Below are 13,797 nucleotides of genomic sequence, written 5' to 3' on the forward strand. Positions count from 1 at the left end.
ATGCTGACGGGAGCCGAACGAAGACGGGGAATAGGCTACGGCGTTGGGTCCTTAGTCGGCATCACACTCTTCGTCGGCATCGCCGTCGCAGCTCTGTTCTCCTGGGATGCCGGCACCGCTTCAGGCCGGCTTTTCACCGCCTATACCTGGCGCATCCTGCAATTCACGCTGTGGCAGGCGGCGCTTTCCACCTTGCTTTCCGTAACCCTTGCGCTTCCGGTGGCGATGGCGCTCGCTCGCCGGCCAGGCTTTCCCGGCCGTATCTGGATCATTCGCCTGATGGCGCTTCCAATGGGCCTGCCGGTGCTGATCGGCGCACTTGGCCTGATCGGCATCTGGGGCCGGCAAGGCATCATCAACAGCCTGATGTTGAAAATCGGGGTCGAGCAGCCCGTCAGCATCTATGGACTATCCGGCATCCTGCTGGCGCATGTCTTTTTTAATCTCCCGCTTGCCGCCCGGCTGTTACTGGCGGCGCTGGAACGGCAACCCGCGGAATATTGGCTGCTATCCTCCAGCCTCGGCATGAAGCCGCTTTCGGTTTTTCGTTTCATTGAATGGCCGGCGGCGCGGCGCGTCATGCCGGGCATTGCCGGGCTGATCTTCATGCTCTGCGCCACAAGCTTTACCTTGGTGCTCGTGCTCGGCGGCGGACCCGCCGCGACGACGCTGGAAGTCGCCATCTACCAGTCGCTGCGTTTCGATTTCGATCCGCCGCGCGCCATCGCCCTTGCATTCCTGCAGATTGGCATCACCGCTGCGATCCTCATCGGCATTTCGCTGTTTCCAAACGCCGATGATGCCGGCGCGATTGCCGGACGGGTCACCCGCCGTTTCGACGGCCGGACGATCGGAACCGGCATATGGGACACGCTTGCAATCCTTCTCGCCACGCTTTTCCTCATACTGCCACTCTCATCGATCGTTTTCGCCGGCATGTGCGCCAACTTATGGAGCCTGCTCACCAGCCCGGCATTTCTGCGGGCCGCATGGACGAGCTTCACCATCGCCATCACCGCCGGGCTGCTGACCATATTGATATCGCTGGCGATCATCAGCGCCCGCGAAGCCATTGCGGACATGAAACGCCCCGGCCGAACTGCGCGAGGCTTCTCGGCCTTGCTGGGCGGCATGTCATCCCTCGTTCTTCTGGTACCTCCCGTCGTGCTCGGCACCGGCTGGTTCCTGATGGTGCGCCCATTCGGCGATGTCGCCCGTTTTGCACCATTGCTGGTCGCCATCATCAACATGCTGATGGCCTTACCCTTCGTCATGCGCGTGCTGTCACCTGCCGTCGAAACCCACCGCAGGAGAACGGCCCGACTGTCCGCCAGCCTCGGAATTTCAGGGATTTCGAAACTCTGGCGGATCGATCTTCCGATTCTGGCAAGACCGCTGCTGACCGCGCTCTCCTTCGCCATGGCACTCTCGTTGGGCGATCTCGGCGCGGTCGCTCTGTTCGGCTCCAGCGATCTCACCACCCTGCCCTGGCTTGTTTATAGCCGGCTATCCAGCTACCGCACCAATGATGCCGATGGGCTGGCGCTCATTCTCGGTGTCATATGCCTGATGCTGACCATGCTCGGCACGGCCGGACAAAGAGAGGCGAAACATGGCTGACGGAATCTTGCTGGAAAAGGTCGAGCTGAAGCTCGGCACCAAGGAGTTTCGGTTCGATTGCGCCATTCCGGCCGGCACCGTCACAGCTATGACCGGTCCGTCAGGCTCCGGAAAGACGACCCTCCTGAATCTCATCGCCGGTTTCGAAACGGCAGACAGTGGCAGCATCCGGATTGCCGGAGACGACGTTTCTCGAAAACATCCGTCCGAACGTCCGATCTCGCTGGTCTTTCAGGACAACAATCTCTTTGCCCATCTCGACCTGTTCACCAATATCGGCCTCGGTATCAGCCCTTCGCTGAAACTTTCGCCAGAAGATCGAAAGTCGATATCGCAGGCGCTGGAACGCGTCGGCCTTGGCGGCTTTGAAAAACGCATGCCCGGCACGCTCTCCGGCGGTGAAAGGCAGCGCTCCGCCTTTGCCCGCGCCCTGGTGCGCAAAAAGCCAGTCCTGCTGATGGACGAACCTTTCGCTGCGCTTGATCCGGGCTTGCGGCTGTCGATGGCAAACCTGCTGCTCGAACTGCATAAAGAAACCGGCAACACGGTGCTGATCGTCACCCATGACCCGGACGAGGTCAGCCGTCTGGCCGACCATGCCCTTTTCATCGATCACGGCCGTATTCTGCTTCAGGCTCAGGCGGGCGAATTCCTCGCCCGCCGCGATATTCCGGCGCTTACCGAATTCCTGTCAGGCTGACTTGCCGCGGAACCAGACACCGGCGCGAATGCCGATCAATTGCAGCGAGCCGTAAACCACAAGCCCGGCAGCCAGCGCGAAAAACAGGCCATTCAGGGAACCGGTCAGCCTCAGCGCCAGCCAACCGCCGGCTGCGGCAATCGCAAGGCGCACGAAACCGCAAAGAAGCGGCCAGAGCAGTTGCCCCGCCCCCTGGCTCGCGAAATAAAGCGCCAACCCTGCTCCGAAGAATCCATAAACTGGCCCGACGATCTGCAGATAGGCGACACCCGCATCGATCGCGCCATGCTCTTCGCTGAACAGCGAAATCCAGCCGGCCGGGAAGATTGCAGCGATCAGGCCAATCGTCTCCGTGATGACAAAGGCAATCGCTGCGCCAGTGAAGGCGATGCGGAGCGCTCGATCCTTCTTGCCGGCGCCCATATTCGTGCCGACCAGCGCCACCATCGGCGCACCGATGCCGAAGATGACAGGAATGAGCAGATATTCCAGCCGCGCGCCGGTACCGAAACCGGCAACCGCCTCGACGCCCGCTTCAGTGGCGACCAGAGCCGTCGCCACACCGATCGTCACATTGGTCAAGACCGAGTTGATCGCCGCGGCAGCCCCCATCTTGAAGATATCGCCGAAGATCGACCAGCGGATGGGACCGATGCCGAAGCGCGCGAGGTTACGGCCGGAGAGGATATACCAGCCCAACACTGCTGTGCCGCCGACGCTATAAAGTACCAGCGCCAGCCCGCCGCCGGCAATGCCCATGGCCGGAATTGGCCCGAAACCGAAGATCAGCAACGGCGAAATCGGCACCAGCAGAAACGCACCGACACAAGTTACCGCCGCAGGAAACAGCATGTTGCCGGTGCCGCGCACGACGCTCGCCAGCCCGTTCATCAGCCAGACGAACACCATGCCGCCAAACACGACGTTGGAATAGGTCAGCGCCGCCTCAAGCTCTTCGCCCTGCCCGCCCAGCGCTTGATAGATCGGTCGCCCGAACGCCAGCAGGATGACGGAAAACAGCAGTCCGATCGCGATATTCACCACGACCGCATGCCAGGCGATCAGATCGGCATCCGCCCGCCGTCCGCTGCCGAGTGCCCGCGCGATGGAGGAGGAGATGGCTCCGCCAAAACCGCCGGCACTCATCATCTGCATCAGCATCACGGCCGGAAACACCAGCGCCATACCGGCGAGTGCGGCCGTGCCCATATGCGAAACCCACCAGGTTTCGATCAGGCCGGTCGAGGCCTGCGCCAGCATGATCAGGATATTCGGCCAGGCGAGCTTGATCAGCATCGGCAGGATCGGCGCTTCGAGCAGCATCCGAGTGCGTGGATTGATCGGCGCAGGCTCGCTTTCCTTCGGCGTCTCGATGTCCTGGCCTGCTGCCAGCTCTTGGGATGTAACGGCGCTCATCGGTCGGTCTCGCGGTGTTCGGGGAACTGGTTCATGGAAGGATATCGTCTGCGCAAGCGCTCGCTTGCCGCCGGCCCGGCAGCCTGGGCAAAGACCGGATCGCTGAGCTGCCGGCCGCTGATGCGATCGACCATCACCGGATCTGCCTGCTTTCCGGTCTCGCGATCGACGATCACGACGCTCTCGCCCTCCGGCGCAAAATGCCGGTTGCCCCAGGCGAGCATGGCCTGAAGCACCGGCTTGAAGCCCCGACCGCTCTCGGTCAGGGAATATTCATCGCGCGGCGGATGCTCGGAGTAGCGCCGGCGCTCCATCAGGCCCGCCTCTTCGAGCGCCTTCAGTCGTCCGCTCAAAATATTGGGGGCGATATCGAGATTTTTCTGGAATTCGTCGAAACGAGTAGCGCCGGCTAGCGCATCACGCAGAATAAGGAAGGTCCACGTATCCCCGACATGTTTGAGGCTGCGCAGCACGGGACAGCCTGTATCGGCCGGACCTGAGCGTTTCATCGGAAATCTCCTTGATGACGCGCCTTTCTGCCTGGGTTACTTTTTATTTGCAAGTCACTATTCGCGAGATCACGTTTCTATAAAGCCACGAAGGGAGCGTTATCCGCGCCGCCACAATTTGGACTTTCCGCAATGGCATCGCCAAATTGCTGCGGGGATTTTCTTTGCAAACGTGCCGGTGAGACATATTTCAGTTAGACTATCTGTGCATGCGGCGCGAAAATCGCTAAGCGGAACATAGATGCAACCGGCTTGGGATGGGAACACCTCTCCGAAGCCGGACGATGGACCTTGGAATTGATGGTGCGGACAACGAGGACGATGAGACGCGAACAGGCGATTCCTCTCTTTGGGAACGTCCGTTCGATGCCGGTGATACGGACATTCGCCGCGCTGCTGTTGAGCAGCGTGATGCTGGCCGGTTGCCAATCGGTCTTTGACCAGGCCTATACGCCGAACGTCGCGCCCTCGGAAAATCCCCAGATCGTTGACGAGGTTCAGAAGAACGACCCGCGTGCCCAGATGGGAGCCCGCGAGCATCCCCGCATCGTCGCCAGTTACGGCGGCGAATATCGCGACGCCAAGACCGAACGACTGGTCGCCCGCATTGCCGGCGCGCTGACGGCGGTATCGGAAAACCCGAACCAGTCTTTCCGCATCACCATCCTGAATTCACCGGCAATCAATGCCTTCGCGCTGCCCGGCGGTTATCTTTACGTCACCCGCGGCCTGCTGGCGCTTGCCAATGATGCATCGGAAGTGGCCGCCGTGCTCTCGCACGAAATGGGCCACGTCACCGCCAATCACGGTATCGAGCGCCAGCGCCGCGAAGAGGCGGAAGTCATCGCCAGCCGTGTCGTGGCGGAAGTCCTGTCCAGCGATCTTGCCGGCAAGCAGGCGCTTGCGCGCGGCAAGCTCAGGCTCGCCGCCTTCTCCCGCCAGCAGGAACTGCAGGCGGACGTGATCGGTGTACGCATGCTCGGCGAGGCTGGTTACGACCCCTTTGCCGCCGCCCGCTTTCTGGATTCGATGGCAGCCTATGCCCGTTATTCAGCGGTCGACCCGGACAATGACCAGAGCCTCGACTTCCTGTCCAGCCACCCGAATTCGGCGCAACGCGTCGATCTCGCCCGCCGTCATGCCCGCAACTTCGGTCAGGAAGGCCAGGTTGGCGACAAGGGGCGCGAATATTTCCTCGCCGGTATCGATGGCCTGCTGTATGGCGACAGCCCGCAGGAAGGTTATGTCCGCGGCCAGACATTCATGCATGGCGGCCTTGGCATTCGTTTCGACGTGCCGGAAGATTTCCGGATCGACAACAAGGTGGAAGCGGTGCTGGCGACCGGTCCGAATGAAACAGCAATCCGTTTCGATGGTGTCGCTGCCGGCGACAACAACAATCTCAGCAATTACCTGACGAGCGGTTGGGTAGCCGGCCTGCAGCCCGATACGGTGCGCGAAACGCAGATCAACGGCCTGCCGGCGGCAACCGCCCGTGCATCCGCTGAGCGTTGGGATTTCGATGTCACCGTCATTCGGGTTGAAAGTCAGATCTTTCGCTTCCTGACCGCCGTACCGAAGGGCAGCCCTTCTCTCGAACCGACGGCGAATACGCTGCGCACCAGTTTCCGCCGCATGACCCAGCCGGAAATCGCCTCGTTGAAGCCTTTGCGGGTCCGCATCGTCACGGTCACCAAGGACGATACGATCGCATCGCTTTCGGCACGGATGATGGGCACCGATCGCAAGCTCGATCTTTTCAAGCTCATCAACGCGCTGCCGGCCGGCGCGACATTGTCGCCCGGCCAGAGAGTCAAGATCATCGCTGAGTAAATCAGCTACCTGAGGAAATGACTATGGGCGCATGGCGCCCATAAATCTCAGCTGACCATCGCCATCTGCGGATTGGCGGTAACCAGCGCCGATTTCAGTTTCTCGATCGCCCGGCTTTCGATCTGTCGCACGCGTTCCTTGGAAATGCCAAGTTCCGCCCCGAGCGCCTCCAGCGTCGCGCCGTCATCAGTCAGGCGGCGAGCACGAATAATTTTCTTCTCACGGTCATTGAGCTTGGTCAGCGCGCCCTGCAGCCACCGCAAGCGGCGTTCGCCATCGATCATGCCGGACACCTGTTCATCCGGCAGCGGCTCGGCGCTGGCCAACATGTCTAGACGCTCCCCGCTATCTGCATCGCCGGCTATGGAAGGCGCCTGCAGCGAAGCGTCGTTGCCCGAGAGACGGGCATCCATGGTCTGCACGTCGGCAACGCTGACGCCAAGGGCGACCGCGATCTCTTCGTGGATGGCACGGGCAGTCAAATTGGAATCGCCGCGGGCGAGTTTCGCGCGCAGGCGACGAAGATTGAAAAACAGTGCTTTTTGCGCAGAACTGGTACCACCGCGCACGATCGACCAGTTGCGAAGAATGTAATCCTGCATCGAAGCGCGGATCCACCAGCTGGCGTAAGTGGAAAAACGAACGTCGCGGGCCGGCTCAAACCTTGCCGCCGCTTCAAGCAGCCCTACATAGCCTTCTTGAACGAGGTCGCTCATCGGCAAACCAAAGCCGCGAAACTTCGAGGCCATGGCGATCACGAGACGCATATGCGCAAGAGCGATCTGATTACGGGCATCTTGGTCCTGGTCGTCCTTCCAGCGGACCGCCAGATCGCGCTCCTCCTCGCGGGCGAGATAAGGAGCCGACATTGCGATCTTGATCATGGTGCGGTCTGCGGACATGGCTGTCATCGTGTTCTCCGTGAACGGGCTGATCCAGCAGGAACAACAGGCACAAACTCAACACCGTGCATGGGCCACGAACGGGAGATGATGTTTGGAAGACCTTTTGCCCTTGCTCCCCTCGTTAAGTTACGCGGGGATTCACACCGGCCGATAAGCCGAATATGACGCCCCGCTTTGCTTGTCCCGGAGGCGAGCCGATGCAGCATCAGTTCGCCGTTCCGGCGGGGTAACGCGGCAGGTCGCAAAAAGTTCCAATAAAAAACCCGGCGCTGAGGCCGGGTTTTTTGCATAAGTCCCGAAGGAGTGCGAATTACGCAGCTTCTTCTTCCGGAGCATCGTCTTCTTCTACCGTCTTGCCGCGCTTGGGACCCTTTGCGAGATTGACCTCGACAAGGCGAACGGCTTCGGTTTCGGACATCTTGTTCACGGCAGCGATTTCGCGAGCCATGCGATCGAGAGCAGCTTCATAAAGCTGGCGCTCGGAATAGGATTGCTCCGGCTGGTTTTCAGCGCGGTAAAGGTCGCGAACGACTTCGGCAATCGAGATCAGGTCGCCGGAATTGATCTTGGCATCATATTCCTGGGCGCGGCGCGACCACATGGTGCGCTTCACGCGGGCCTTACCTTGAACAACCTTGAGAGCGCGCTCGACAAAATCCGTCTCGGACAGCTTACGCATACCGATGCTGACGGCCTTGGCGACCGGCACCTTAAGGCGCATCTTGTCTTTCTCGAAATCGATTACGAAAAGCTCAAGCTTCATGCCGGCAACTTCCTGCTCTTCGATAGCAGTAATCGTGCCGACGCCATGAGCGGGATATACAATCGCTTCACCGGTCTTGAAGCCCTGGCGCGCGGGAGAAGTCTTCTTCTGCTGGGTCGTCGTCATTCGTTTTACAAACTCCCTGTTACTCACCCGTTACCGGGCCGGGGGAACCGGGTCTGTCAGGCCCGGATGAGACGGGGGAAACCGTCGGGTCACTCCATACTGGTCCGAAGAACGCGCGCGAAAAAACAAACCCCATCGCGAAACTGCGACCGACAACAGTTCAGTGTTGCAATGTCACGGAGACCGCGTTTGGGTGATCTGTTGCTTTCGTGATGTTTTTTGGGCACGCGAGTGCCGCCTTGTGGAACAGTTCTTATTGTCTACCACAAAAAAGTGCGGAAATCAATAATTTGCTTTTGCATGCGCACAAACGGCAACACCGGCCTTGTGCTCAACAAAAAGGCAGCGCGATTCGAACGGGTTGCCGAGCCATGTGTTTTCGCCGGATCCAGGCGGCCTTAGCGGCGGCCGCTCGATCTATCCTCAGTCGCCCTTGCCGGGCTCGGCGGAGAAATACTGCTCGTACTTGTTTCCGACGCCGTCCATTTCTTTGGCCTCCGGCAGCGCATCACGCTTGACGGTAATGTTTGGCCAGATCTGGGCAAACTCGGCATTTACCTTGAGCCACTTGTCAAGGCCCGGTTCGGTATCCGGCTTGATCGCCTCGGCGGGACATTCCGGTTCGCAGACGCCACAATCGATGCATTCATCCGGATGGATGACGAGGAAATTTTCGCCCTCATAGAAACAATCGACCGGGCAGACCTCGACACAGTCGGTATATTTGCAACGGATACAATTGTCGGTCACGACATAAGTCATGCGGCACCCCAGCGATATCTCGGATCAACGGCACGTCGGCGGAGGAGAGCCGGCACACCGGAAAGCCGGGACAGGCGAAACCTAAACTGTAAAGAGGACAGGAGGCGAGCGATCCGGCTTTTCGACTGTCAGGTAAAGCCTTTGGCTTGGCTTAGCAAGGATAAAGCGTGCCGAAAACTGCCATGCCGCGGGTGATTTTTCTAATCTAGTCGCTATCCGCGTCCGGAAAAAGCAGGTCGATTTCCCGCCGCTCCTTCTTCGTGGGTCGCCCTGCGCCCGGAGCCCGCTGGGCCTGTTCGAAAAGCGTCAGTTTCGCGCGCTCTTCCGGGGGCGGACTCACGTCATCATAGAGAAGCCTGGCTTCCTCGAAAGGCCCGCGCCTTTCGCCACCGGCCTTTACGACCAGAACCACATCGCGTCGCTCGAGTTTCAGCTCGATACGGTCGCCAGTCTTCACATGAGCACTGGGCTGGGAAACGAGTTCGCCATTCACCCGCACATGGTTCGAGCGGATAAGATCCTGGGCGATGGAACGGGATTTCGCCATGCGGGTGAAAAAGAGCCACTTGTCGATGCGCTGGCGTGATCCGCCCGGCAACATCCTTTGTGGCTCCTCTTTCCCCGACATGTTTCCCTTCAGGGCCTCACTTCTTCATCTGCTCCTTGAGAGCAGCGAGCTTTGCGAAAGGCGAATCCGGATCGATCGGCTTTTCCTTGCGCGGCGGCTTGGCCTCGAAGCGAGCGGGCTGCGGCCCTTTGCCGCGATCGTTGCGATCCGGACGGGAACCGCCTTCAGGACGCTCCCCACGGTTCGGCCGGTCGCCGCGATTGTTGTCCGGTCGGCGATTGTTGTCGCGGTTCGGCCGGCCGCCGTCGCGACGCTCCTGATCGCGGTTACCGCTCGGACGGGCGTCCTTGCGATCACCCTCCTTCCGCTCGCCATCACGACGATCGTCACGGCGGCCCTGCGGCGCACCTTCCGCGCCGCCAGCATTGCGCGGCTGGCCGCCATGGCCACGGCGATCGCCATGCTGCGGACGGCCGCCACGCTGGTTGCTTTCACGGCCACCGCCCGGACGCCAGAGAAGAACCGGCTTCGGCTCTTCCGGTTCGGTCGGTTTGACCTCATCGGAAACAGCCGTTTCTTCGGTAGCAACGGCTTCAGCCGGAGCAGCTTCGATCGGAGCGGCCTCGGTCGAAGCATCTGCCTCAACGGGAGCGACTGCTTCCGACGAAGTTTCCGTCGCATCACCTGCATCCGCGTCGTCGCCTTCGGAAGTTTCTACAGCTTCAGCGGAAGGAGCGACGGCGACGACAGCGCCTGCGGAAGCGGCGTCCTGCGTTCCGAGGAACGCCTGCGCTTCTTCAGCCTTCACGCTGTCTGCACGATAACCGAGGCCCTTGAGGATTTCTTCCATATCGTCCGGCGTTGCGCCGAGAATGGAAAGCATTGCGGTCGTCGTCATGAAACGGCGACCGTCATAGGCGCCTTCTGGACGCGACGTCGAACCCGGCTTCCACTGCAGGAGCGGACGAATGAGATCTGCGAGGCGTTCGAGAATATCGATACGCACTGCGCGCTTGCCGAGGAAACGGAAACCCGCAAGCTTGTAGAACATCCGCTCGAAGTTCGGATCGGCGACGACCGACGTGCGGCCTGCCGCAAGCGCCGGGATGAGATCGCCGTAACCCGGCTTGTCGAGACCGTCATTCTTCAGCGCCCAGAGCATCGTGATGAGCTCGGCAGGGGCCGGCTTCAGAAGAAGCGGCATGAAGACATGGTAGGCGCCGAAGCGAATGCCATAACGGCGCATCGAAGCGCGGGCGTCCTGATCCAGCGTCTTGACGTCGTCTGCGACATCGCGACGGAAAAGCACACCGAGATTTTCGACGAGCTGAAACGCCAGTCCCTTGGCAAGACCCTGCAGGTCTTCGGCGCGCGACAGGTCGTCGAGCGGCTTCAGCACGGTGGCGATATGATGATTGACGAAGCGCTCGATGCGGGCCAGCACATGTTCGCGTGCATTGCCCGTCAGCTGCTCGTCGGAAAGCAGGATGACGCGCGGCCGCATGATGTGATCGCTCGCCGAAAGGCGGCCGACCGGCTCGCCCAGCCAGCGCACGAAACCGTCAGACCCGACAGCGAGATCGCTATTGCCGGATGCGTAAAGCCGCGCGGCGCGCGCCTCGAACTCCAGAGCCAGCGCCTTCTGCGCAGCCGTCTGCACGGCCTTGGCATCGGGCCCCTCCGCCCCCGCGACAGGCGTGAACCGGAACCCGGCCAATTGCCCGACGTGATGTCCTTCCACAAAGACATCGCCATTTACACTGATTTCAGCTTCCAGCATCGCATTCTCTCTCAGGCGCTTCATGAGCACAGATGTCCTGCGATCAACAAAGCGTTTCGTCAACCTTTCATGTAGCGCGTCCGACAACCTATCCTCGATTTCCCGCGTCTTTTCCTGCCAGTGTGTCGGATCGGCAAGCCAGCCGGGGCGGTTGGAGACATAGGTCCAGGTTCGAATCTGCGCAATACGGGCCGATAGCGTGTCGATTTCGCCATCGGTCCGGTCGGCACGGCGAACCTGTTCTCCCATGAAATCTTCGTTCACCGTCCCGAACCGCAAAAGATCGGAAAAAAGAGTCGAAATGAGGTCGGCGTGCTGCGCCGGCGTAATACGACGGTAGTCGGGAAGTGCACAAGCCTCCCACAGCTTTTCGACGCGCTCTGGAGTCGTCGCGGTATCCTTTATCTCCGGATATCGTGAAAGATAATCAAAGGCCTGGCTGTCGGTTGCGGGAAGTGCCCGGGCAAGACCTGCCACCGTCGGCGGCGCATCGAGACTGTCGCGCAGCGATCTCAGCGACGAGAAATCGAGATTTTTTGAGCGCCATTGCAGCACTTTCACCGGATCGAAATGGTGGCCTTCGATTCGCTCGACCAGTTCGGGATCGAAAGGATCGACCTGCCCGGTAACGCCAAAGGTGCCATCCCGCACGTGACGACCGGCGCGACCCGCGATCTGCCCGAGTTCGCCGGGATTGAGGTTGCGGAACTGGTAACCGTCGAATTTCCGGTCCTGTGCGAAGGCGACATGATCGACATCGAGATTGAGGCCCATGCCGATCGCGTCGGTGGCAACCAGATATTCGACGTCGCCTTCCTGATAGAGACCCACCTGCGCATTGCGCGTGCGCGGGCTGAGCGCCCCGAGCACAACGGCTGCCCCGCCACGCTGGCGGCGGATCAGTTCGGCAATCGCATAAACTTCTTCGGCCGAAAAAGCGACGATGGCCGAACGTTGCGGCAGGCGGGTGATCTTCTTCTGTCCGGCGTAAAACAGCTGCGACATGCGCGGGCGCTCGACGACGGTTATACCCGGCAACAGCTTTTCAAGGATCGGCCGCATCGTCGCGGCGCCGAGCAACAACGTTTCCTCACGGCCGCGCAGGTGCATGATCCGGTCTGTGAAGATATGCCCGCGCTCGAGATCGCCTGCGAGCTGCACCTCATCGATCGCCACGAAAGCAGCACGCGTATCGCGCGGCATGGCTTCAACGGTGCAGACAGAAAAGCGGGCGTTCGGCGGCGTGATCTTTTCTTCGCCCGTTACCAGTGCCACATGGGCGACACCGACCTTCTCGACCACGCGCGTATAGACTTCGCGCGCCAGGAGCCGGAGCGGCAACCCGATGACGCCGGACCCGTGCGCCACCATGCGCTCGATGGCATAATGGGTCTTGCCAGTATTGGTGGGTCCGAGAACGGCGGTAACGCCGCGCCCGCTGAGCAACATGGGCTGGAAGTTCAAAATCAAATTCCGCACATCAGATAATGCATCCGTCTCCGCCTGGGGCTTAGACGCGAGCCACGCAACACATGGCGATACCTGCACGCAAACGCAAGTCTGAAGATGACTTTTAGGCCCCTCAATCCGCCGAATTCCACCGCTTGAGGCCGCAAATCCTGCCGTTAAGGAACAGACGCGAACGAATCGGCGACGAATCGAAGACTCCAAATGATTCAGTCTTTGTTCACGGCTAGATATTGATGAGAGTCTCCCCTCGGCCACGACATCCTGAATCTGCGTCGGAATCCTTCGTTCATACAATGCGGACTCGAACAGAAGCGCCGATTTCAGAAAGAATCGCGAGAGTCAATGCGTTGATATGGTTAATCATTTTTAACCGGTTACGCCTCTCTGCAAGCTGCCGCATAGCCGACGTTAAGATTCGGGTCAAAGACGGAACGAATCAATGACGAATCGCTGACATCATTATTTTCCCGTTCCGTTCTCACAATATCTAGTGGGTATGTGGGCAAGGCAGGCGCAAGAAAACCGCTCTGTTTCCTTGATCGTCAAGGTGCTTCCATAGCCCGTGTTAACGTTGCCTAACGAACTTTAACCACACGTGAGCGCAACCGTGTTCATTGAAGCGGGAACAAAAATCGACAAGCCACGTTTCCTCGCCAAATCAATGCCGGCCTGATGGAAGCCGGATGATCAAGTGGAGTGGAAACTATGCTCGGAACCGTGTTGCTCATCGTCCTTATTCTGCTACTCCTAGGCGCGTTGCCGAACTGGGGTTATAGCCGAAGCTGGGGTTACGGTCCTTCGGGCGGCTTAGGCCTCGTAGTCCTGATCATCATCATCCTGCTGCTGATGGGCAGGATTTAAAAGTACGGCAAAGCCGTCAGTAACCAGGGAAGGGAAAGTGACATGAAAAAGATTATTCTCGTAGGCTGCATGGTCGGCGCTCTTGCGTCTTGCACCGCGACTGAAAAGGGCACCGCAATCGGTGCAGGCACCGGCGCCGTCATCGGCGGCGCTGTTACCAACAGCTGGGGTGGCGCAGCAGTCGGCGCAGTTGCCGGCGGCCTCGTCGGCGCCGCAATCGGCCATTCGTCGGAACGCCGCGGCTACTGCATCTATCGCGATCGTTACGGCCGCACTTACGAAGCTCGTTGCCGCTAATACCGGACGAGCGGGGAGAAATCCCTCGAACCGGCGCCCGGGTAACCGGCGCCGGTTTTTCTTTGCCTTTCGGCTGTCAAAACTTCGACAAAAATGGCTGGCGTTAACCTCTCGGCCAAAGCCGGAACGAATCGCTGACGAATCGGCGACATTGCTCGTTTCCCGTTTCGTTCACCGCAATATCATG

12 protein-coding genes are annotated in these 13,797 nt (G+C 60.0%); 5 read left to right on the forward strand and 7 right to left on the reverse strand.

The annotated features are described in order from the left end of the window. Complete coding sequence (gene thiP, locus KX729_RS21435; protein WP_219744526.1) at positions 1-1,620, forward strand: thiamine/thiamine pyrophosphate ABC transporter permease ThiP; 1,620 nt, start codon at positions 1-3, stop codon at positions 1,618-1,620. Next, on the forward strand, positions 1,613-2,320 hold the full coding sequence (locus KX729_RS21440; protein WP_219744527.1) for a thiamine ABC transporter ATP-binding protein: 708 nt from the start codon (positions 1,613-1,615) through the stop codon (positions 2,318-2,320). The genes thiP and KX729_RS21440 overlap by 8 nt, the downstream gene beginning before the upstream one ends. On the opposite strand, the gene KX729_RS21445 is transcribed toward KX729_RS21440, so the two are convergent. Next, positions 2,312-3,736 (reverse strand): MATE family efflux transporter, encoded by a 1,425-nt coding sequence (locus KX729_RS21445; protein WP_219744528.1) that lies wholly within the window; start codon positions 3,734-3,736, stop codon positions 2,312-2,314. The two genes, KX729_RS21440 and KX729_RS21445, sit on opposite strands and share 9 nt — an antisense overlap. Further along, the gene (locus KX729_RS21450) at positions 3,733-4,245 is read right to left on the reverse strand and encodes a winged helix-turn-helix transcriptional regulator (protein WP_219744529.1); all 513 of its coding nucleotides are present in this window, start codon (positions 4,243-4,245) and stop codon (positions 3,733-3,735) included. Before KX729_RS21450 ends, KX729_RS21445 begins: the two co-directional genes overlap by 4 nt. A gap of 366 nt (positions 4,246-4,611) precedes the next feature. On the opposite strand from KX729_RS21450, the gene KX729_RS21455 reads away from it, so the two are divergent. Then, a complete protein-coding gene (locus KX729_RS21455; RefSeq protein WP_246617734.1) occupies positions 4,612-6,078 on the forward strand; it encodes a M48 family metalloprotease in 1,467 nt (488 codons plus the stop codon). 47 nt (positions 6,079-6,125) lie between these two features. Here the strand turns inward: KX729_RS21455 and KX729_RS21460 are convergent, their stop codons facing one another. The 5 genes from KX729_RS21460 to KX729_RS21480 form a co-directional block, all read right to left on the reverse strand. Further along, positions 6,126-6,989: an RNA polymerase factor sigma-32 gene (locus tag KX729_RS21460; protein WP_219744530.1), complete on the reverse strand. Its 864-nt coding sequence runs from the start codon at positions 6,987-6,989 to the stop codon at positions 6,126-6,128. Between the two features lie 304 nt (positions 6,990-7,293). Continuing rightward, positions 7,294-7,872, reverse strand: a complete 579-nt coding sequence (locus tag KX729_RS21465; RefSeq protein ID WP_219744531.1) for a CarD family transcriptional regulator — start codon at positions 7,870-7,872, stop codon at positions 7,294-7,296. 423 nt (positions 7,873-8,295) lie between these two features. Further along, positions 8,296-8,634, reverse strand: coding sequence for a ferredoxin FdxA (gene fdxA / locus KX729_RS21470; RefSeq protein ID WP_219744532.1), 339 nt, complete (start codon positions 8,632-8,634; stop codon positions 8,296-8,298). A gap of 205 nt (positions 8,635-8,839) precedes the next feature. Then, on the reverse strand, positions 8,840-9,262 hold the full coding sequence (locus KX729_RS21475) for an Hsp15 family ribosome-associated heat shock protein (protein ID WP_219744533.1): 423 nt from the start codon (positions 9,260-9,262) through the stop codon (positions 8,840-8,842). A gap of 16 nt (positions 9,263-9,278) precedes the next feature. Beyond that, on the reverse strand, positions 9,279-12,452 hold the full coding sequence (locus KX729_RS21480) for a helicase-related protein (protein WP_219744675.1): 3,174 nt from the start codon (positions 12,450-12,452) through the stop codon (positions 9,279-9,281). A gap of 705 nt (positions 12,453-13,157) precedes the next feature. Here KX729_RS21480 and KX729_RS21485 point away from each other — a divergent pair. Then, on the forward strand, positions 13,158-13,313 hold the full coding sequence (locus KX729_RS21485) for a DUF3309 family protein (RefSeq protein WP_219744534.1): 156 nt from the start codon (positions 13,158-13,160) through the stop codon (positions 13,311-13,313). Between the two features lie 42 nt (positions 13,314-13,355). Continuing rightward, complete coding sequence (locus KX729_RS21490) at positions 13,356-13,610, forward strand: YMGG-like glycine zipper-containing protein (protein ID WP_219744535.1); 255 nt, start codon at positions 13,356-13,358, stop codon at positions 13,608-13,610. The last annotated feature ends 187 nt before the right edge of the window (positions 13,611-13,797 follow it).

It is taken from the genome of Neorhizobium populisoli, assembly GCF_019430945.1.
GTDB classification, from domain to species: Bacteria; Pseudomonadota; Alphaproteobacteria; order Rhizobiales; family Rhizobiaceae; genus Neorhizobium; species Neorhizobium populisoli.

Coding starts and splice junctions, on each gene's coding strand:
- KX729_RS21445 (WP_219744528.1), bottom strand. CDS start 3,736: ATGAGCGCCGTTACATCCCAAGAGCTGGCAGCAGGCCAGGACATCGAG.
- KX729_RS21460 (WP_219744530.1), bottom strand. CDS start 6,989: ATGACAGCCATGTCCGCAGACCGCACCATGATCAAGATCGCAATGTCG.
- thiP (WP_219744526.1), top strand. CDS start 1: ATGCTGACGGGAGCCGAACGAAGACGGGGAATAGGCTACGGCGTTGGG.
- KX729_RS21475 (WP_219744533.1), bottom strand. CDS start 9,262: ATGTCGGGGAAAGAGGAGCCACAAAGGATGTTGCCGGGCGGATCACGC.
- KX729_RS21440 (WP_219744527.1), top strand. CDS start 1,613: ATGGCTGACGGAATCTTGCTGGAAAAGGTCGAGCTGAAGCTCGGCACC.
- KX729_RS21465 (WP_219744531.1), bottom strand. CDS start 7,872: ATGACGACGACCCAGCAGAAGAAGACTTCTCCCGCGCGCCAGGGCTTC.
- KX729_RS21455 (WP_246617734.1), top strand. CDS start 4,612: ATGCCGGTGATACGGACATTCGCCGCGCTGCTGTTGAGCAGCGTGATG.
- KX729_RS21450 (WP_219744529.1), bottom strand. CDS start 4,245: ATGAAACGCTCAGGTCCGGCCGATACAGGCTGTCCCGTGCTGCGCAGC.
- KX729_RS21485 (WP_219744534.1), top strand. CDS start 13,158: ATGCTCGGAACCGTGTTGCTCATCGTCCTTATTCTGCTACTCCTAGGC.
- fdxA (WP_219744532.1), bottom strand. CDS start 8,634: ATGACTTATGTCGTGACCGACAATTGTATCCGTTGCAAATATACCGAC.
- KX729_RS21490 (WP_219744535.1), top strand. CDS start 13,356: ATGAAAAAGATTATTCTCGTAGGCTGCATGGTCGGCGCTCTTGCGTCT.